Raw genomic sequence first — 19,027 nt, 5'->3', positions numbered from 1 at the left:
CGGGGCGGGGGCGTCGCCGTGTCAGGGCAGCGGGCAGGGCTCCCGCCAGGCGTCCAGCGCCCGGTCCTTGCGGATCGAGGCGAAGCCGTAGCCGGTCGCGGTGACGCAGGAGGCGGCCGGGTCGCCGGTGTACTCCACGTGGAAGACCGGCTTGGCGGCGTCGGCGAACGGCAGCAGCTTCGCGCACTCCCGCCGGCGTACGCACTCCTGGTTGACCGCGAAGTCGAAGTCCGGGGCCAGCGCCGCCACCTGCGCGATGTCGTCCACCAGCCCGGGGGAGAGGTCGAGCCGCCGGGCCAGCGCGGCCAGCCGGCGGTTGAACAGCAACTGCTCGTCGAAGTCGAGCGGGAAACCGGAGCGGCGCCGGTAGCCGTCCGCGTCGTCCAGCGCCACCGCGCCGAAACCCTTGCCCCGGCACAGCCGGAACCGGTCGGCCAGCACCGGCGACAGCGCCTCCCAACGCCGGACGTCGAGGAACCGGGCGCCCGGACGGCCGGGCACCGCCGCGCCGCGCACGGCGACCGGGAAGCGGCCGGCGTCCGGATCGCCGGCCGCGTACGTGCCGACCCGGACGTGGCAGACCAGCCGGCGGCTGCGGGCGCGCAGCGCGGCGGTCTCGGCGGAGGTGGTCCGGACCGGGTCGAGGAGGAAGACCGCCGCGTCCACGGAGACGTCCACCGGGCCGGTGAGCTGCCACTGCCACGTCCAGCGGCGGGCCAGCGCGGCCGGCCAGGAGGTGGGCGCGCCGGGTGGGACGGTGACCCGCTCCCGGCAGGCCGGGACCGGGGCGAGCAGCAGCGCGGTCAACGCCAGCGCCACGCCCCGGCGCGGCCCTCGTCGGCGGACGCGGGCCGGCCGGGAGCGCGGCACGGCACACGCCGGCCGGATCCGCATCGACAGCTCCCCGGACGCGGGCGGCCCGACGCCGCCCCCGCCCGGTCAACGAGCGCCGGCCCGGTCACGACGCGCCGGATCAGCGCGGGGTGCCGAAGTCCTGCGTCCAGTACGGACCGTTGCTGCGCGCCACGCCCACCCCGATTTCGGTGTAGGAGCAGTTCAGGATGTTGTTCCGGTGCCCCTCGGAGTTCATCCAGCCCTTCATCACCGCATCCGCGCTCTCGTAGCCCCACGCCACGTTCTCGGCGCCGCTGCGGAAGGCGTAGCCGACGCGGTTGTACCGGTCGGTGAACTTGCTGCCGTCGCTGCCGTCATGCGACATCTTCTTGTGGTCGGCCTGGTCCTGGCTGTGCCGCTGGGCGGCGAGCGTCAGCTTGGAGTTGACGGTCAGCGCCTTGCAGCCGGCCTTCGCTCGCTCCTGGTTCACCAGGGTGACGACCTGCTGGAGTTCGGAGCTGAGGCCGCCGGAGGAGGTGGTCCGGGCGGTGGTGCCGCTCGGCGCGCTGCTGCGTTCGAGCTGCCGCGACGGGGCCTTGGTCCGGCTGGGCCGGGGCGTGGCCTTCTTCGTCGGGCTGGGCTTGACGGTGGTCGGCGTGGCCGACGGGCTCGCCGATCCCGGGACCAGGGCGTCGGCGGGCGGTGCGCTGTCGGTCTGCTCCGGTCCGTCCGGGGCGACGAGCGCCGGCGCGTCGGCGGCGGTGCGCTCGGCCGGGCCGTCCCCACCGGGCAGCAGCACGGCGCCCACCCCCAGGCTCACCACGAGCGTCGCGACCGCGGCGGCCCCGCCGATCACCAGCGGTCGGGAGAACCGCCGCTTCTGGCGGTGCCGGCTGTCGTCGGGCGGGGTGTCGGTCACCGGCTGCCAGGCCGCCGTGGGCTGCGCCCAGGCGCCGGCCGGCTGCTCCTCACCGTTCCACCGGTCGCGCTGCTCCTCACCGTTCCACCGGTCCCGGTCGGTCGGGTGGGGACCGGCCGCCGCGAACGGCGCGTGCGGGTAGGGGCCGGCCGGCGCGAACGGCGCATGCGGGTCGTATCCGGTCTCGGCGGCACCGTGGCCGTGGTCCGGCGCGGCGGCGTATCCCGGCTGCGCGGCGAGGTGTCCGGTCCGCTCGGCGGCGTATCCCGGCTGCTCGGTGGCGTACCCGGGCTGCTCGGCGGGGTATCCGGGCTGTGGCATGGCGGGGCCGTACCCGGCCGGGCCGGGTCCGGGGCCGTCGACGTCGCCGTAGCGGCCGGCGTCGAGGGTGGGCGGCAGGTGCCCGGCGGGCGGCTGCGCCGGCTCGTCCCCGAAGAGGTACGAGGACCGCGGCTCGGGCCGGTCGGTGAGCCACGCCGGACCCTGGTCGGTCGGCTGCTCCGGGCGCCGGGAGGCGTCATCCGGGTCGATCGGGTCGGTCCAGCGGTACACGCCTGTCCCCTCCACGGGTCGGTTGCGGGCCGGGGTGACGCTACGGCGCGGCCCGAGCTGCGGCAACGTGGCTAAGAAAGAGTTAAGGCGAACCAGACGGCAAGGGTGAGGCGTTCACACATTCTCGGGGCGTACAGTAAAGGCGTCCGGACAGAGCGTGTCCGCGCCTTGTGGCAGCCCCCCGGCGAGTGGCCCGGCCGACGTGGAGATGATCTACGGCCTGCGTCAACTTGACGAAGGAGGGGGTTTCGGCTCAATATATAGGTGTCGCCAGTCGCGCCCAGCCATGCCCCGATACACCGGGGTAATGACAGCCGCGAACATCATGGGCGCGCGTTGGCCGGCCTTTCCGGCAGCGCATATCGAGGAGTTCAGCATGGCGAAGGCCCTCTACGGCCACGTAGGTGCAGCGTCCGACCGGCGTCTGCTCGACGAGGTCACCCGACTGCGTGCCAGGGTTCAGGCACTGGAGTTCGAGATCACGCGTCTGCGTGCCGAGAACGATCGGCTCGCGGCGGCAGCGGCGGAGGCCGATGACCTCCTCCGTCTCGCCGAGCCCGCGCTGACCTGAGTTCCGGTCGTCGGAAAACTGAATCGCACCTCACCGAAAAGCGCGCCGACACCGCAGTGCCGGCGCGCAGCCATGTGCGTACCCTTTTCGCCGTTGTCCGCAATTCTCGATCTTGCGGGCGGTTCCGGAAATTGCGTCCGGTAATTGTGATCTTGCGGTTTTCGCCCGACCGGGCCGGTGGGTGCGGAAAGCGGACGGCGCCCCCACCGGGTGGGTCGCGTGCCGGTGCCGCCCCCGGCGCGGGTTAGTCTGCGGGTTCACCAGGTCCGCGCAGCCGGCGACGGTACGGCGACCACCGGACGAGGATCGAGAAGGTGCATCTCAAGAGCCTGACGGTGAAGGGCTTCAAGTCCTTCGCCTCCGCCACGACGCTGAAGCTGGAGCCCGGGATCACCTGTGTGGTGGGCCCGAACGGCTCCGGCAAGTCCAACGTCGTCGACGCCATCGCCTGGGTGCTCGGCGAGCAGGGCGCCAAGGCGCTGCGCGGCGGCAAGATGGAGGACGTCATCTTCGCCGGCACCGCCGGCCGGGCGCCGCTGGGTCGGGCCGAGGTCACGCTCACCATCGACAACACCGACGGCGCGCTGCCGATCGAGTACACCGAGGTCTCCATCACCCGCCGGATGTTCCGCTCCGGCGAGAGCGAGTACGAGATCAACGGCGACTCCTGCCGCCTGCTCGACATCCAGGAGCTGCTCTCCGACTCGGGCATCGGCCGGGAGATGCACATCATCGTCGGGCAGGGCCGGCTCGACGGCATGCTGCACGCCAAGCCGGAGGACCGCCGCTCCTTCATCGAGGAGGCGGCTGGCGTCCTCAAGCACCGCAAGCGCAAGGAGAAGGCGCTGCGGAAGCTCGACGCGATGCAGGTCAACCTCAACCGCCTGACCGACCTCACCGCCGAGCTGCGCCGCCAGCTCAAGCCGCTGGGCCGGCAGGCCGAGGTGGCCCGGCGCGCCGCGGCCATCCAGGCCAACCTGCGCGACGCCCGGCTCCGGCTGCTCGCCGACGACCTGCACACGCTGCGGACCACGCTGGACAAGGAGATCGCCGACGAGACCGCGGTGCGCGAGCGGCGCGAGCAGATCGAGGGCGAGCACGGCGAGGTGCAGGGCCGGCTCGGCGAGCTGGAGGCGGCCCTGGCCGAGGACGCCCCGTTGCTCGCGGCGGCCCAGGACACCTGGTACCGCCTCTCCGCGCTGCAGGAGCGGTTCCGGTCCATCGAGCAGCTCGCCCGGGAACGGCTGCGCCACCTGAGCGCCACCGGCGACGACGAGCGCCCCGGACGCGACCCCGAGCAGTTGGAGGCGGAGTCGCGGCGGGTCCGCGAGCAGGAGGAGGAACTGCGCGCCGCGCTCACCGAGGACCAGATCCGGCTCGCCGAGGCGGTCGAGCACCGGCAGGAGCTGGAACGGCAGCTCGCCGCCGCCGAACGGGAACTGGTGACCGCCGCGAAGGCCATCGCCGACCGGCGGGAGGGGCTGGCCCGGCTGACCGGTCAGGTCAACTCCGCCCGGGCGCGCACCACCAGCGCCGGTGAGGAGATCGAACGGCTCGCCGCCGCGCACACCGACGCGCTCGGCCGGGCCGACAAGGCGCAGGCCGACCTGGACGCGGTCGCCGAGCAGTCCACCGAGGCCGACCGGGACAACGCCGACCTGGACGCCCGGCACGCCGAGGCGGTGGCCGTGCACGAGCAGGCCCAGGCGGCGGTGCGCAGCCTCACCGACGGCGAACGCGCCGCCGAGAAGGACGCCGCGACCTGGAAGGCCCGCGAGGAGGCGCTCGCGCTCGGCCTGCGCCGCAAGGACGGCGCCGGGGCGCTGCTGGCCCGCGCCGACCAGGTGCCCGGACTGCTCGGCAGCCTCGCCGGGCTGCTCACCGTCGCCCCCGGCGACGAGGCGGCGCTCGCCGCCGCGTTGGGCGGGCTCGCCGACGCGGTCGCGGTCAGCGGGGTGGACGAGGCCGTCGAGGCGATGCGGCTGCTCAAGATCTCCGACGCCGGCCGGGCCGGCCTGCTGGTCGGCAGCCCCGCCGGTCCCGGCATGGACGGCCCCGCGGACGCGCTGCGCCCGAAGCTGCCCGACGGCGCCCGCTGGGCACCCGACCTGGTGGAGTGCGCCGCCGGGATCCGCCCGGCCGTGCACCGGGCGCTGCGGGACGTGGCGCTCGTCGACGACCTCGCCGCCGCGGCCGAGCTGGTCGCGGCGAACCCCGAGCTGCGCGCGGTCACCCCGGACGGCGACGTGGTCGGGGCGTACGCGGCGGCCGGCGGGTCGGCCAAGGCGCCCAGCTTCATCGAGGTGCAGGCCGCCGTGGAGGAGGCCCGGGCCAACCGGGCCACCGCCGAGGGCGCCGCCGCCGAGCTGCGTGAGCAACTGACCGAGGCGCGCGCCGAGGTGACCGCCGCCAAGGAGGCGGTGCAGCACGCCGCCGCCGCCAAGCGGGAGGCGGAGAGCCACCGCAACGCCGCCGCCCGCCGGCTCGCCGAGCTGGGCGCGGCGGCCCGCTCGGCCAAGGCCGAAACCGACCGGCTCGGCGAGTCGCGGGCCCGCGCCGAGGCGGCCCGGGAACGCGACCTGACGGCGCTCGCCGAGCTGGCGGAGCGGCTGCGGCTGGCCGAGGCCACCCCGCTCGACGCCGAACCGTCCACCGAGGAGCGCGACCAGCTCGCCGCCATGGTGCCGCAGGCCCGGCAGAACGAGATGGAGGTCCGGCTCGCGGTGCGTACCGCGGAGGAACGGGTCGCATCGATCGCCGGCCGGGCCGACTCGCTGGCCCGGCAGGCCACCGCCGAACGCGCGGCGCGGGAGCGCGCCGCCGCCCGCCGCGCCGCCCGCACCCGCGGCGCGGAGATCGCGCGGGCCGTGGTCGGCGGCGCCCGCGAGGCGCTCACCCGGCTCACCGTCTCGCTCGCCCGGGCCGAGGAGCACCGCGACGCCGTCGCCCGCGAACGCGCCGCCCGCGAGGCCGAGCTGTCCGAGGTACGCGGCGCGGCCAGGCGGCTCGCCGCCGAGCTGGAGCGGCTCACCAGCCAGGTGCACCGGGACGAGGTGGCCCGCGCCGAGCAGCGACTGCGCATCGAGCAGTTGGAGGCGAAGGCCGCCGAGGACTTCGGCCTGGACGTGCCCACGCTCGTCGCCGAGTACGGGCCGGAGCAGCCGGTCCCGCCCACCGACGCCGACGTCGCGCTCGCCGAGTCCGACGGCCGGCCGGTGCCCGAGCCGGTCCGCTACGAGCGGCCGGTGCAGGAGAAGCGGGCCGCCAAGGCGGAGCGGGAGCTGGCCCTGCTCGGCAAGGTGAACCCGCTCGCGCTGGAGGAGTTCGCCGCGCTGGAGGAACGCTTCAAGTTCCTCTCCGAGCAGTTGGAGGACCTGAAGGCCACCCGGCGTGACCTGCTCACCGTGGTCAAGGACGTCGACGAGCGGATCCTTGAGGTCTTCGCCAGCGCGTTCGAGGACACGGCGCGGGAGTTCGAGCAGGTCTTCACCGTGCTCTTCCCCGGTGGCGAGGGCCGGCTCATCCTCACCGACCCGGAGGACCTGCTCACCACCGGCGTCGAGGTGGAGGCCCGGCCGCCGGGCAAGAAGATCAAGCGGCTGTCGCTGCTCTCCGGCGGCGAGCGGTCGCTGACCGCGGTGGCCATGCTGGTGGCGATCTTCCGCGCCCGGCCCAGCCCGTTCTACATCATGGACGAGGTGGAGGCGGCGCTCGACGACGTCAACCTGGGCCGACTGATCACGCTGCTGGCACAGTTGCGGGAGAAGAGCCAGTTGATCGTGATCACGCACCAGAAGCGGACCATGGAGATCGCCGACGCGCTCTACGGCGTGACCATGCGCAGCGGCGTGACCCAGGTGATCAGCCAGCGGCTCAACCGGGCCGAGGACGACGGGCAGGAGACGAACGAGTGAGTCGGGAACGCGCCACGGCGCTCCTGGTGGACTTCGACGGCGTGCTGCGCCGCTGGGACCCGGCGGTGGCCGCCGGCGTCGAGCGGGAGTACGGGCTCACCGAGGGCGTCCTCGGCGAGATCGCGATGTCCTGGGGGCTGCTCCAGCCGGTGCTCACCGGACAGGTCAGCCACGCCGGGTGGATGGCGAGCGTGGCCGACGCGCTGACCCCCTCGGTCGGCGACCCGGCACGGGCCCGCGCGGCGGTCGACGAGTGGCAGCGCTACCGGGGCGAGGTCGACCCCGACGTGCTGGCGTTCGTCCGCGAGGTGCGGGCGGCCGGCATCCGGGTCGGGCTGGGCACCAACGCCACCGACCTGCTCGACGCCGACCTGGCCGCGCTGGGGCTCACCGACGAGCTGGACGTGGTGGTCAACTCCTCGGTGGTGGGCGTGCACAAGCCGGCGAAGGAATACTTCCAGGCCGCCTGCGCGGCGCTGGACACCCCGCCGGCCCGGGTGCTCTTCGTCGACGACCAGGACCGCGCGGTCGCCGGCGCCCGGGTCGCCGGGCTCTCCGCGCACCGCTGGAGCGGTCCGGCCGACCTGCGCTACCTGCGCGCCGCGCTGGCCTGCTGAGCGGGGCGGCTAGTCCGGGGCCGGGCCGGTCGGGGTGACGCCGCGCAGCGCCTCGGTGAGCCGTGCCTCCAGGTCGGCCGGGAGCGTGCGGCCCTCGATCACCTCCCGGACGTAGCCGCGCAGCACCCGGCTGAAGTTCACGTAGTGCGGCGACACCGGCCGGAGCCGGGCGCGGTCGACCGCGCCCTGCAACAGCGGCAGGTAGGGGTAGTTCTCCTTGATCACCGCGTCGGTGTAGACGACGGCGCGGGTCGCGGCGAAACCGCCCTTCTCGAAGAGGGTCCGCTGGCTCTCCTCGCCGGTGAGGTACTCGATCAGCGCTTGGGCGGCCCGGGGCTGCCTGCTCTGCCGGGCCACCGCCAGGTTCTGCCCGCCCAGCACGCTCGGCCCGGGCAGGGCGGTGACACCGACCCGGGCCGCCGCCGGCGACGGCGCGGACGCGTCGCCGCCGGTCAACTTGCGGTACGCGACCGGCCAGTTCCGCATGAACGCGACCTCACCGGCCGCGAACGCCTCCCGGCTCTGGTCCTCGTTCTGGTTGAGCGCGCCGGGCGACACCACGGAGGCCCCGCCGGTCGACGGCGTCAGCGACCGGAGCGCGTCGGCCAGCCGCTTCGCGTCGACCGAGACCGTGCCCCGGTCGTCGACGCGCAGGTCGCCGCCGTGCGCCCAGAGCGCCTCCAGGGCGTTGACGGTCAACCCCTCGTAGTTGTCGAGCTGGCTGGTGAAGCCGGCCCTGAGCCCGGCGGTGCGCTCCCGGAGCAGCCGGGCGGACTCGACCTCGATCTTCGGCCAGTCGAACGGAGGCGCCAGCCCGAGGTCCCGGCGGTAGTAGAGCAGCCCGGCGTCGGTGTTGAACGGCAGTGCCCACAGCCGGCCCTGGTAGCGGCAGGTGCGCAGCGGTTTCGCCAGGAACGTCTCGTCCGGGCGCTCGGCGAGCCGGGGCTCGTCGATCGGGCGCAGCAGGTCCTTCTCCGCGAACGCCGCGGTCCAGGTGACATCGAGGTTGAACACGTCGATGTCTTCCTCTTTCTCGTGCTCGCCGCGATTGATCATCTCCGCGTACTGGGCGTCCGCCGCCTCGTTCAGGCTGATCATCCTGGCCTGGTTGTGCGGGTTCGCCGCGTTCCAGAGCTTGAGCAGCGCCTGCCGCTGCTGGCCCTCGCTGTCGTCCCGGCCGGTGAGGATCACCAGGTCACCCGGTTCGAGGCCCTTCGGCCCGGCGACCTTCCACAGCAGGAGGGCGCCCAGCGTCGCCACCAACACGCCGCTCAGCAGGCCGACCCCGAACGCCCGCCACCAGTTCCGGCGGTCCGCGCCCGGCGTCGACCTGCCCCTGCGAGTCGGTGGCATCAGTCCGCTCCCTTCCACAGCGCGGCGAACAGCCGGTCCAGCGTTCCGTCGAGGCGGTCGGCCCGGGTGTCGTAGCAGTCGCCCCCGGTGCCCTGCGCGAGGCGGTCCAGGGGCGAGCCGGCGCAGGCCGCGTCGCCGACCGCGAGCACGTAGAGGCGTACCCCGGTCAGCTCCGCCGCGGTGGGCGGCGGCTGCCGGGAGGTGTCCTGGCCGTCGGTGACCACCACGAGCGCGCGCAGCGGGTCGCCGCTGCCGCCCCGGAGCTGGGCCGCCCCCTGCCGCACGGTCTGGTGGAGCGGCGTGTCGCCGGACGGCCGGATCCGCTGCACGGCGGCGCGCAGGCCGCCGGCGACCGCCGGGCCCGGCGGACCGATCGGCACGATCTGGCCGGCGTTCGCGGCCACCGTGGAGAACGTGCGGAGGCCGAACTCGTCCCGCCGGCCCAACCGTTCCAGGGACCGCCCGACCCCGTCCACCGCCACCTCGAACCGGCTCCGGCGCCGGTCCTCGCTCGGGTCGCGCATCGAGCCGGACGCGTCCAACGCGACCAGGACCCGACCCGGCCGGTGCGCCCGGCGGTAGACCTCGCGTACCCGGTCCTGCTCGCCGGCGACCAGCTCGCGCAGCGGGCGGACCCGGCCGAACGGCCAGTCGAACAACGCGCCGTTGGCGCGGTCCACCGGGGCGGTGGCGGTCACCCCCGGCGGCCGCAGGCCGACCCGGACCAGCGCCTGCTGGCCCGCCTCCTCGTCGATCAGCCAGCGGACGAAGCTCGACGCCCCGGCCCGCACGGCGGGGCTCTGCACCGCCTCCGGCCAGAAGAGGCGGGCGACCGTGAGGAAGAGCAGCGGGGAGTCGGACGGGTAGAACGCCTGCAACCGTTCGGCCGCCGGGGGCGGCTGCCGGGCCGGGCAGCCGGCGCCCAGCGGCCGGCCCTGGTTGTAGCGCACCAGCGCCTGTTCGGTGAGGACCACGGCGGGGGTGTGCACACCCGCCGTGGCGGCCGGGGCGGTCCGGGTCCGCTGCCGGCAGAGCACGGCGAGGTCGTCGCCGATCGGGTACGCACCCGAGTCCAGCGCCCGGTCCACCCGACCCTCGACGTCCTGCCGGGCAGTCGACGCGGACACCAGCCCCCGCTCGCCGCCGTAGAGCGCGTAGGTGGCGAGGCGGGCGGGCGCGGACACGGTCGGGTCGGCGCGCACCACGCCCCGGCCGCCGGCGACCGGCGGGCCGGCGGACGCGCCGGTGGCGTCACGGAACAGCTCCCGCCAGGTCCGGCCCATCCGCCGCGCCGCGTCCACGGCGCCGCCGGCGGCGACCTGCGCCTGCGGCACGCCGAGCACCACCGGCGACGCGGCGATCTCGTCGACCCGGCCGAGCACGCCCGCGCCGGCCGGGCCCACCCGCGTCACGTCGGCCGCCGACTCGGGCAGCCACAGGTCCGGGTGCGGCCCGACGTCCTGCAGGTAGCGGCGACCCGGCTCGCCGGACGAGTCCCAGCGGGCGCCGATGCCGGCCCGGACGTCGTCGGCGGCGGCGGGATAGAGGTAGACCCGGGCCAGCGGGCAGCCCCGGTGCTGGCGCGCGGACCACCGTTCGAACGCGTCCGCCACCTCGCGGTAGGGCGCCAGCCCGGCGGCCGAGGTGGCCACCCGCACCTGCGGCGGCTGGAAGCAGCCGGCCCCGACCGCGCGGACCGGGCCGGCGTAGCCGACCGAGGCGCACAGCAGCGCCCAGACCGCGAGGATCGGCACGGCCACCCGGCGCGGCAGCGCGCCCCTGGTGACGCGCCCCGGAGCCGTCGCGGCGAGCAGGCGCCGCCACCGGCCGGGCGGGTCGTCCCCGGGAGGCGGTGGTGGCGGTGTCTCCCGGCCCGCCCAGGCCACCCGGATCACGCCCTCCTTGCGGTGTACGGAGAGGGTGGGACGCTGCCGGCTGCTCACCTCACGGACCCGGTCGGCGACGTACTCGTGCAGCTCGTCGGTGTCGATGATCCCGTCGCCGTTGCGGTCGGCCCGCCCGCTGCGCAGCCCGTCGACCACGGCGCGGGTGAAGACGCCCTGACCGTCCCGCTCGAAGCTCAGCTCGGTGCCGGCGCAGGAGGTGATCACGACGTGCCCGCGCCCGCGGAACGGGCCGGTCAGGTCGGCGTCGCGCGCGCCCCGGGCCCGCTCGTCGCGGGCGAACGCGCCGCTGTAGCAGCAGTCGAGCAGCACCACGATCTGCTTGGCCCGGCTGTCGGCCATCTCGTGCCGGATGTCGGCGGCGGACAACGCGGTCGCCCGGATCAGGTGGCTGTCGTGCTCGGAGTCGGCGGCGGCGAAGAACAGGTCCCCGGCCGCGTCCTTCAGCCCGTGCGCCGAGATGTGCAGGAGCAGCAGGTCGTCCGGCTCGGTGTTGTGGAAAAAGATGGCGACCGCGCGACCGATGTCGTGGACGGTGCGGTTGCGTAACACGCGGACGTCGTCGAAGGCGCCGATCGCCGGGTTCTCCAGCACCTCGCGGAGGGAGTCCGCGTCCGCCACGGCGCCGGGGAGGGAGACGAACTGAGGATCCGTGTAGGCCTCGTTCGCGATGATCAGCGCTCGTCTCATCGTTCCGGTGGTAACACCCGGTCGACGAAGACCTCGATCAGCCGGCGCTGCTCGTCGGCGGTGGCGCTGTCGAGGACCAGCTCGTCGTCGCCGATGCGCACCTCCACCCGGCCCCGCCCGCGCCGCCGCTGCCAGTCCCCGACGGCGCGGAGCACCCCGACGACGAGGCCCGCGTGGGCGGCCAGGGCGGCGAGCAGCGTGCCCAGCTCGGCGAGTTCGCCGGCCCGGGCGCCGTCGGGCGCGACGGTGACGGACTCCGCCGGCCGGACCGACCGGACGCCGTCGAGCTGCTGCAGTTCGCGGCGCAGGCGGTGGGTGGCCTCCTCGGCCGCGTCGTCGTCGTCATCGAGGGTGACGAGTCGAAGCACCACGGTGTCCATTGATCGAACGTTATCAGCTCTCCGCCAACCGGCCGGTAACATTCCGTACACAGTGGTGGGTGGATCAGGCTCCGGTGACGCCGTCGATGCGCTCGCGGATGAGGTCGGCGTGGCCGTTGTGCCGGGCGTACTCCTCGATCATGTGCACGTACACCCAGCGGAGGCTGATCTCGTCGCTACCGGCGCCGTCGCGGCGCGCGCGGCGGAACGTGTGCGCCAACGGCAGGTCGGCCACCGCCCGGTCGGCCGCCGCGATCTCGGCGGTCAGGGTGGCGAGCGCCTCGGCCGGGTCGGCGTCGGCGATGTCGTTGAGGTCGGCGTCCGGGTCGGGGTTGTCGTCGTAGAGGCCGGGCACGTCCTCGGCGGTGGCGCGGATCCGGAACCACCAGCGCTCCACGTCGGCCATGTGCCGCACCAGCCCGAGCAGGGTCAGCCCGGAGGGCTCGACGCTGGGGGTGCGCAGTTGCTCGGCGGTCAGCCCGGCGCACTTGAGGCGCAGGGTGTCGCGGTGGGTGTCGAGCCAGCCTTGCAGCATGGCGCGCTCGTCGGCGACGTAGGGCTCGTGGCGGCGGTCGACCTCGGGTGCTCTCCAAGTCATGATCGAGATGTTAAGCGGGGCCCCCGCCACCTCGCGAGGCGTTAAGCGGGGGCCCCTCCTTACACCTCAGGGGACGACGACGACCGGCCAGCGGCCGGTGCGCACCAGGCGGGTCGCGACCGAGCCGACCAGCTTGTGCCCGGCCTGCTCGGAGGAGCCGACCACGACCAGGTCGGCCCGGTGCTCGTCGGCGGCCCGGCCCAGCTCGGTGTACGCGTCACCGCGCCGGCACAGGAACGTCACCGGCAGGTCCAGCTCCTCGGCCCCGCGCCGGCACTCCGCGCGCAGCTCGTCGGCCAACTCGTCGTGGGTCTGCTGCACCGCGCCGGCCACCACCCCGGACATGATCCCGCTGTACGGCGCCGGCGAGCTGACGAAGACCACCACCAGCCCGGCGCCCTGCCGGCGGGCCAGCCCGGCCGCGTAGGCGGCGGCCCGCAGCGAGGTGCGGCTGCCGTCCACGCCGACCAGCACCACCCGGGGGCCGTCGGTGCCCCGCTCGAAGGGCAGCAGCCGGGCCTGCGGGCCGTACCGCTCACGCTCCGGTGCGTCCACGGTCAGCGCTCCCGGCCCGTGCCGACCACCGCGTCGGCGTCCACCGTCGCCTCCCGCTGCTCCACCGCGGTCGGGACCGGGTCGGTGTTGGCGCGGCGCAGCGGCACCTCCCGGATCAGCACCACCGCGAGCAGCGCGAGCAGCCCGAACGGCGCGGCGGCCAGGAAGATGTCGCCGGCGCCGTGCCCGTACGCGGACTCCACCACGGCCCGGATCGGGGCGGGCAGGGCGTGCACGTCCGGCAGCGCGCCGCCGCCACCGGAGGCGGGGGCCGGGACGCCGAGGCGGCCCAGCCCGTCGGCGAGGTAGCCGGTGACCCGGTGGCCGAGCAGCGCGCCGAGCGCGCTCACGCCGACCGCGCCGCCGAGGCTGCGGAAGAACGCCACCACCGAGCTGGCCGCGCCGAGCTCGTGCGTGCCGACCGTGTTCTGCACGGCCAGCACCAGGTTCTGCATGGTCATGCCGAGGCCCAGGCCGATCAGCGCCATGAAGATCGCGAGCCGCCAGTACGGGGTGTCCACCCGCATGCTGCCCATCAGCGCGAAGCCGGCGGTGAGCAGCGTCGAGCCGGCGACCAGCCAGCGCTTCCACCGGCCGGTGCTGGTGATGATCCGGCCGACCACGGTCGAGGCGACCAGCAGGCCGCCGATCATCGGCAGCGTCATCAGGCCGGCCATGGTCGGGCTCTCGCCGCGGCTGATCTGGAAGTACTGGCCGAGGAAGACCGAGGCGCCGAACATGCCGACGCCGACCGCGACGCTGGCCACCACGGCGAGCGTGATGGTGCGGTTGCGGAACAGCCGCGGCGGGATCATCGGCTCGGCGGCCCGCTGCTCGACCCGGACGGCGAGCGCCCCGAGCAGCACCGCGCCGGCCACCATGACCGCGCTGGTCCAGGAGATCCAGTCGTACCGGTCGCCGGCCAGGGTGATCCAGACCAGCAGCAGCGAGACGGCGGCGGTGATCAGGGTGGCGCCCCACCAGTCGATGGTGACCTTGCGCTTGACCACGGGCAGGTGCAGCGTCTTCTGGAGCACGACCAGGGCGAGCACGGCGAACGGCACGCCGACGTAGAAGCACCAGCGCCAGCCGAGCCAGTCGGTGTCCACGATCACGCCGCCGATCAGCGGGCCGCCGATGGTGCCGACCGCCATCACCGCGCCGAGGTAGCCGCTGTAGCGGCCGCGCTCGCGCGGGGCGATCATCGTCGCCATGATCACCTGGGCCAGGGCGGTGAGGCCGCCCGCGCCGACGCCCTGCACCACCCGGCAGGCGATCAGCTCGCCGGTGGACTGGGCCTGCCCGGCCAGGACCGAGCCCAGCACGAAGACCGCCAGCGCGAGCTGGACCAGGATCTTCTTGCTGGTCAGGTCCGCGAGCTTGCCCCAGATCGGGGTGGTGGCGGTGGTCGCCAGCAGGGTGGAGGTGACCACCCAGGTGTACGCGGACTGCGTGCCGTGCAGGTCGGTGATGATCCGCGGCAGCGCGTTCGAGACGACCGTGGAGGAGAGGATCGCGACGAACATGCCCAACAGCAGGCCGGAGAGCGCCTCCAGGATCTGCCGGTGGGACATGTCGACGGCGGTCGCCCGGGTGGGCGCTGTCGCCTGGGTCATCGTGGAGTGCCTCCGGAAAGGGAAGATTGGGGTTGCCTCGGGCAACCTTATGGCTTGGTTGCCCCAAGCAACAACCGCGAGTGGTGCGGCTCCTATTCCCCGCGGGGCGGGTCAGAACGTCTCGTTGAACCGGTGCATGAGCCGGGCGAAGTCCGCCACGTCCTCTTTCGGCCAGTCCTCCAGCGAACGCCGGATCTGTCCGAGTCGGGCCGCACGGGCCGCGTCGAACCGGCGGGTGCCCTCCTCGGTGAGGCTGAGCTGCGCGGCCCGCCGGTCGGACGGGTCCGGGTCGCGCTGCACCAGGCCCAGCGCCTCCAGGCCACCGATCTGCCGGCTCAACGTGCCCTTGCCGATGCCCAGCTTGACCGCCAGGTCGGTGAGGCGGATCTGGCCCGAGCGGCGCAGCCAGAGCAACAACCCGTAGGCGTTCGGCTCCAGGTTCGGGTGGACCTCGCGGGCGATCTCCCAGGACAGTGCACGACCCCGGCGCAGCAGCGCGGTCAACTCGTGTTCCACGGCGCGCAGCGTCTCGTCCACGGTCAGAGGATAGTCATGACTCGTCGCTGAGCTGCTGGCGCGCCACCGGCCGCAGCGTGCCGTCCTTGACGGTGCCCTCGATCACCACGGCGGCCGACCGGCCGCGGTGCGTCAGCGTCGCCACCGCGTTGCCGAAGTAGGGGCCGGCCAGCTTCCGCCACCGCACCAGCGGCCGACGCACCCCGGCCGAGCGGGCCAGCGCCCGGGTCGCCGTGGTCGGCCCGGGGTTCCAGCCCAGCGTCATCAGCGGGCGCATCCCGGCCGGCACCTGGTTGTGGATCGGCGAGCAGGTGAGCTGGTGCACCGGGGTCTTCACCGACCGGTCGGCGAACCGGGCCCGGGCCACGTACGAGTGGTGCACGTCGCCGGAGAGCACGCTGATCGAGGCCGGGCGCGGGTACGCCGGACCGGCGCCCACCCGGGCTCCGGTGCGCGCCGCGTCACCGCTGCCCAACCGGGCGAACAGCTCGCCCAGCGCCTCGAAGGACCGCCGGAACGCGGCCCAGTGCTCCAGGTCCCAGGCCCGGCGCATCCGCTCGGCCAGCGCGGCCACCCAGGGCCGGCCGGAGTCGGCCAGGCGCTCGTTCCACGACTCCACGTGGTGGATGCCCGGCGGCAGCAGCCACGGCAGCGAGGTGCCCACCACCAGGTGGTCGTACGCGCCGTGGGCCTGGTCGAGGAACCACGACCACTCGCCCGGCGGCAGCATCGCCCGACTGCCCGGCAGCAGCACCCGGCTGGACCGGTTGTCCAGCATGACCAGGCGGGTGCGCCCCAGGTCCAGCGCGTAGCTCCACTGGTACTGCACGGCCCGCCAGCGCTCGGTGTCGTGCGCCAGGTCGGCCTCGGTGTCCACCCGCTCGCCGAACTCGTGCAGCACGCCGGTGGCGTCCTCGGCGGCCACCACCTTCGCGTAGACCGGGTCGGCGGCGATCTCGTCCGGGCTGAGGTTGCCCAGGTGCTGGTAGACCCAGTAGGAGGCGAGGCCGCTGCGGATCCGCTCGGCCCACCACGGCTCCTCGCGCATGTCCGCCCGCCACGACTGCGAGGTGTTCCAGTCGTCGATCACCTCGTGGTCGTCGAAGATCATCACGCTCGGCACGGTGGAGAGCAGCCAGCGGATCTCCGGGTCCCGCCAGGACTCCAGGTAGAGCTTCGTGTACTCGTCGAAGCTGACCACCTGGGTCGACGGGGCGTCCTTCGGCCGCCGCCGGCGCCGCTTGAGCAGCTTGCGCACGGTCGGCGAGGTCTCGTCCGCGTAGACCTGGTCGCCGAGCAGCACCAGCAGGTCGGGCAGCGTGTTCTCCTCGGGCGCGGCCATCACCCGCCGGGCGTACGCGTCGAGCGCGTCCGGCGGCAGCTTGCGCGCGGTGGAGTGCTGGGTGGTCTCCCGGCAGGAGCCGAAGACCAGGCGCACCGGCTGGTCGCCGTCGTCGGCCGCGCGGGTGCGGATCACGCTCGGCGGGAACGCGTCGCCCGGCAGCGGCCAGGCCACCTCGTCGTCGATCAGCACCTCGTACTCGGTGGCGCTGTCCGGGGTGAGCCCGGTCACGACCACGAGCGCGTAGTGGTGGTCGTACGCGGAGAAGGTGGGCGAGCTGCCGGTGGCGCCGGCGGCCGTGCGGACGGTGACCACCGCGGGCGCGCTCGTCTCCACCCAGACGGTCGCCCGCGTGTCGACGACCCGGCGCAGCAATGGGCCGATGAGCAGGCGGGAACCGGGCACGACGACTACCTCCGACAAGATCGTTGGATCTTTCCTACCCGGCCGGCGGTTGCGGTACGCCTTCCAGCAGCGAGCGTACCCGCAGGTTGTTCGCGTGCCGAGGCCGTGAGTGGGACGCCGTCGCCGGCATCTGACAGGATTTCGGGCATGAAGGAATACCTCCTCGTCGCTCTCGCCCTGCTCGGCGTGCTCATCATCGGCGGCCTGAGCCTCGTGGTGCCCCGGCTGCGCCGGCGCCCGGAGCCCCCGTTGCCGCGCACGGAGGTCGACACCCGCACCGAGGAGGACCTGGCCGGCCCGCCGGTGGAGGCCCCGGAGGCGGAGCTGAGCACCGGCGTGGTGGTGGAGGCGCCACCGGTCGGCGTACCGCCGATCGAGGTGCCCGAGCCCACCGCCGGCCGCCTGGTCCGGCTGCGCTCCCGGCTCTCGCGCTCCCAGAACGCCTTCGGCAAGGGCCTGCTCGGCCTGCTCAGCCGGGACCGGCTGGACGAGGACACCTGGGAGGAGATCGAGGACAGCCTGATCACCGCCGACGTCGGCATCGACTCCACCCGGGAGATCGTCGACCGGCTGCGGGAGCGGACCCGGGTGCTCGGCACCCGCACCGGCGACGAGCTGCGGACGCTGCTCGCCACCGAGCTGGTCAACGCGCTCGATCCGAGCCTGGACCGGTCGCTGCGGACCGCGTCCACCGACGGCGTACCGGCGGTGGTGCTGGTGGTCGGCGTCAACGGCGCCGGCAAGACCACCACCTGCGGCAAGATCGCCCGGGTGCTGGTGGCGGACGGTCGCACCGTGCTGCTCGGCGCGGCCGACACGTTCCGGGCCGCCGCCGCCGACCAGTTGGAGACCTGGGGCGGCCGGGTGGGCGCGGAGACGGTCCGCGGGCCGGAGGCCGCCGACCCGGCCAGCGTCGCGTTCGACGCGGTGAAGCGCGGCATCGACGTCGGCGTCGACACCGTGCTCATCGACACCGCCGGCCGGCTGCAGAACAAGGTCGGCCTGATGGACGAGCTGGGCAAGGTCAAGCGGGTGGTGGAGAAGCACGGCCCGATCGACGAGACGCTGCTGGTGCTGGACGCCACCACCGGCCAGAACGGCCTGGAGCAGGCACGGGTGTTCACCGAGGCGGTCAACGTGACCGGTGTGGTGCTGACCAAGCTCGACGGCACGGCCAAGGGCGGCATCGTGATCGCCGTGCAGCGCAAGCTGGGCATCCCGGTCAAGCTGGTCGGCCTGGGCGAGGGCAAGGACGACCTGGCCCCGTTCGACCCGGCGCAGTTCGTCGACGCGCTGCTCGGCACCGAGCCGCTCGGCCGGGACGCGTAGCCTCTCCCGTGACGACTGACGATCGCGCCTACGCGGGGTGGCGCGACCCCAGCCACCCGTCGCCGCGCCTCGGGAGACCGTACGTGACTTCGCAGGAGATCCCGCTGCACGGCGGGAACGTGAGCACCGTGGTCCGGGTGGGCGACACGGTCCGGCGCAACGCCGGGCCGTGGACCCCCTCGGTGCACGCGTTGCTGCGCCACCTGGAATATGTCGGGTTCACCGGCGCTCCCCGCGCGCTCGGCATGGACGAGCGCAACCGGGAGGTCCTGTCTTACCTGGAGGGGGAGTGCGGGGAGTACCCGCTCGCCCCGCACTGGGTCACCGACGAGGCCCTGGTCACCGTGGCCACCATGCTGCGGATGTTCCACGACGCGCAGTACGGCTTCACCCCGCCGCCCGGCGCGGTCTGGCGCTCGTTCGGGCCGCCCCCGCCGGACACCGAGGTCATCTGCCACCACGACGCCGCCCCGCACAACGTCATCTGGCGTCCCGACGGCACGCTCGGGCTGATCGACTTCGACCTCGCCTCGCCGGGCGCCCGCATCTACGACGTGGCGTACGCGGCCTGGACCTGGGTGCCGATCTTCTCCGACCGGGACTCCGTCACGCTCGGCTGGAAGCGCCCCGACCGGCCCCGCCGGCTGCGCCTGTTCGCCGACGCGTACGGGCTGATCCCGCGCGACCGGCACCGGCTCATCCGCACCATCCGCAAGCGCATCGTCGACCACGTCGAGGGCATCCGGCGGATGGCCGCCGCGGGCGAGCCGGCGTTCGTCCGGATCGTGCACAAGGGCCACCTCCGCCGGCCGATGCGGGACCTGCGCCTGCTCGACTACGAGCGGCACCACCTGGAGTACGCGCTGCGCTGAGCAAGATCGGCGTTCTTCACACGCCGGAAACAACCCGTCACGTGTCGGAAATCGAGCGGT

15 protein-coding genes are annotated in these 19,027 nt (G+C 74.2%); 5 read left to right on the top strand and 10 right to left on the bottom strand.

What is annotated here, in order from left to right; translation table 11 throughout:
• Positions 1-21: 21 nt before the first annotated feature.
• Positions 22-894, bottom strand: a complete 873-nt coding sequence (locus H1D33_RS17360) for an endo alpha-1,4 polygalactosaminidase (protein WP_181572147.1) — start codon at positions 892-894, stop codon at positions 22-24.
• A 79-nt stretch (positions 895-973) separates the two neighbouring features.
• Complete coding sequence (locus H1D33_RS17355; RefSeq protein ID WP_246412046.1) at positions 974-2,305, bottom strand: CAP domain-containing protein; 1,332 nt, start codon at positions 2,303-2,305, stop codon at positions 974-976.
• 376 nt (positions 2,306-2,681) lie between these two features.
• Between H1D33_RS17355 and H1D33_RS17350 the strand changes: the two genes are divergently transcribed.
• From H1D33_RS17350 to H1D33_RS17340, 3 genes are all read left to right on the top strand, one after another.
• A complete protein-coding gene (locus H1D33_RS17350; protein ID WP_107156252.1) occupies positions 2,682-2,876 on the top strand; it encodes a hypothetical protein in 195 nt (64 codons plus the stop codon).
• A 314-nt stretch (positions 2,877-3,190) separates the two neighbouring features.
• A complete protein-coding gene (gene smc / locus H1D33_RS17345; RefSeq protein WP_181572148.1) occupies positions 3,191-6,790 on the top strand; it encodes a chromosome segregation protein SMC in 3,600 nt (1,199 codons plus the stop codon).
• A complete protein-coding gene (locus tag H1D33_RS17340; RefSeq protein ID WP_181572149.1) occupies positions 6,787-7,407 on the top strand; it encodes an HAD family hydrolase in 621 nt (206 codons plus the stop codon). Before smc ends, H1D33_RS17340 begins: the two co-directional genes overlap by 4 nt.
• A 9-nt stretch (positions 7,408-7,416) precedes the next feature.
• Here H1D33_RS17340 and H1D33_RS17335 read toward each other — a convergent pair whose 3' ends face one another.
• The 8 genes from H1D33_RS17335 to H1D33_RS17300 form a co-directional block, all read right to left on the bottom strand.
• Positions 7,417-8,760 carry an extracellular solute-binding protein gene (locus H1D33_RS17335; RefSeq protein ID WP_181572150.1) on the bottom strand — a complete coding sequence of 448 codons (1,344 nt, stop codon included), beginning with the start codon at positions 8,758-8,760 and terminating at the stop codon, positions 7,417-7,419.
• Positions 8,760-11,354: a caspase, EACC1-associated type gene (locus tag H1D33_RS17330; protein WP_181572151.1), complete on the bottom strand. Its 2,595-nt coding sequence runs from the start codon at positions 11,352-11,354 to the stop codon at positions 8,760-8,762. The genes H1D33_RS17335 and H1D33_RS17330 overlap by 1 nt, the downstream gene beginning before the upstream one ends.
• Positions 11,351-11,734, bottom strand: coding sequence for an effector-associated constant component EACC1 (locus tag H1D33_RS17325; protein WP_181572152.1), 384 nt, complete (start codon positions 11,732-11,734; stop codon positions 11,351-11,353). The genes H1D33_RS17330 and H1D33_RS17325 overlap by 4 nt, the downstream gene beginning before the upstream one ends.
• 64 nt (positions 11,735-11,798) lie before the next feature.
• Positions 11,799-12,332 (bottom strand): DinB family protein, encoded by a 534-nt coding sequence (locus H1D33_RS17320; protein WP_181572153.1) that lies wholly within the window; start codon positions 12,330-12,332, stop codon positions 11,799-11,801.
• 66 nt (positions 12,333-12,398) lie between these two features.
• Positions 12,399-12,887, bottom strand: coding sequence for a universal stress protein (locus tag H1D33_RS17315; RefSeq protein WP_181572154.1), 489 nt, complete (start codon positions 12,885-12,887; stop codon positions 12,399-12,401).
• 2 nt (positions 12,888-12,889) lie between these two features.
• Positions 12,890-14,503 (bottom strand): MDR family MFS transporter, encoded by a 1,614-nt coding sequence (locus H1D33_RS17310; RefSeq protein WP_181572155.1) that lies wholly within the window; start codon positions 14,501-14,503, stop codon positions 12,890-12,892.
• Between the two features lie 111 nt (positions 14,504-14,614).
• Positions 14,615-15,040 (bottom strand): MarR family winged helix-turn-helix transcriptional regulator, encoded by a 426-nt coding sequence (locus H1D33_RS17305; RefSeq protein ID WP_181572156.1) that lies wholly within the window; start codon positions 15,038-15,040, stop codon positions 14,615-14,617.
• Between the two features lie 13 nt (positions 15,041-15,053).
• On the bottom strand, positions 15,054-16,766 hold the full coding sequence (locus tag H1D33_RS17300) for an alkaline phosphatase D family protein (RefSeq protein WP_181572157.1): 1,713 nt from the start codon (positions 16,764-16,766) through the stop codon (positions 15,054-15,056).
• A 147-nt stretch (positions 16,767-16,913) separates the two neighbouring features.
• Between H1D33_RS17300 and ftsY the strand changes: the two genes are divergently transcribed.
• Together ftsY and H1D33_RS17290 are read left to right on the top strand one after the other, a co-directional pair.
• The gene (gene ftsY, locus H1D33_RS17295) at positions 16,914-18,095 is read left to right on the top strand and encodes a signal recognition particle-docking protein FtsY (RefSeq protein WP_181572158.1); all 1,182 of its coding nucleotides are present in this window, start codon (positions 16,914-16,916) and stop codon (positions 18,093-18,095) included.
• 8 nt (positions 18,096-18,103) lie between these two features.
• On the top strand, positions 18,104-18,967 hold the full coding sequence (locus H1D33_RS17290) for an aminoglycoside phosphotransferase family protein (RefSeq protein ID WP_175441361.1): 864 nt from the start codon (positions 18,104-18,106) through the stop codon (positions 18,965-18,967).
• The last annotated feature ends 60 nt before the right edge of the window (positions 18,968-19,027 follow it).

This window comes from Micromonospora ferruginea, from assembly GCF_013694245.2.
GTDB classification, from domain to species: Bacteria; Actinomycetota; Actinomycetes; order Mycobacteriales; family Micromonosporaceae; genus Micromonospora; species Micromonospora robiginosa.
Note: the sequence above shows the minus strand (reverse complement) of the source record. Positions and strands in the feature narration are given on the sequence as shown.

Coding starts and splice junctions, on each gene's coding strand:
- H1D33_RS17320 (WP_181572153.1), bottom strand. CDS start 12,332: ATGACTTGGAGAGCACCCGAGGTCGACCGCCGCCACGAGCCCTACGTC.
- H1D33_RS17360 (WP_181572147.1), bottom strand. CDS start 894: ATGCGGATCCGGCCGGCGTGTGCCGTGCCGCGCTCCCGGCCGGCCCGC.
- H1D33_RS17330 (WP_181572151.1), bottom strand. CDS start 11,354: ATGAGACGAGCGCTGATCATCGCGAACGAGGCCTACACGGATCCTCAG.
- H1D33_RS17310 (WP_181572155.1), bottom strand. CDS start 14,503: ATGACCCAGGCGACAGCGCCCACCCGGGCGACCGCCGTCGACATGTCC.
- H1D33_RS17325 (WP_181572152.1), bottom strand. CDS start 11,734: ATGGACACCGTGGTGCTTCGACTCGTCACCCTCGATGACGACGACGAC.
- H1D33_RS17350 (WP_107156252.1), top strand. CDS start 2,682: ATGGCGAAGGCCCTCTACGGCCACGTAGGTGCAGCGTCCGACCGGCGT.
- ftsY (WP_181572158.1), top strand. CDS start 16,914: ATGAAGGAATACCTCCTCGTCGCTCTCGCCCTGCTCGGCGTGCTCATC.
- H1D33_RS17335 (WP_181572150.1), bottom strand. CDS start 8,760: ATGCCACCGACTCGCAGGGGCAGGTCGACGCCGGGCGCGGACCGCCGG.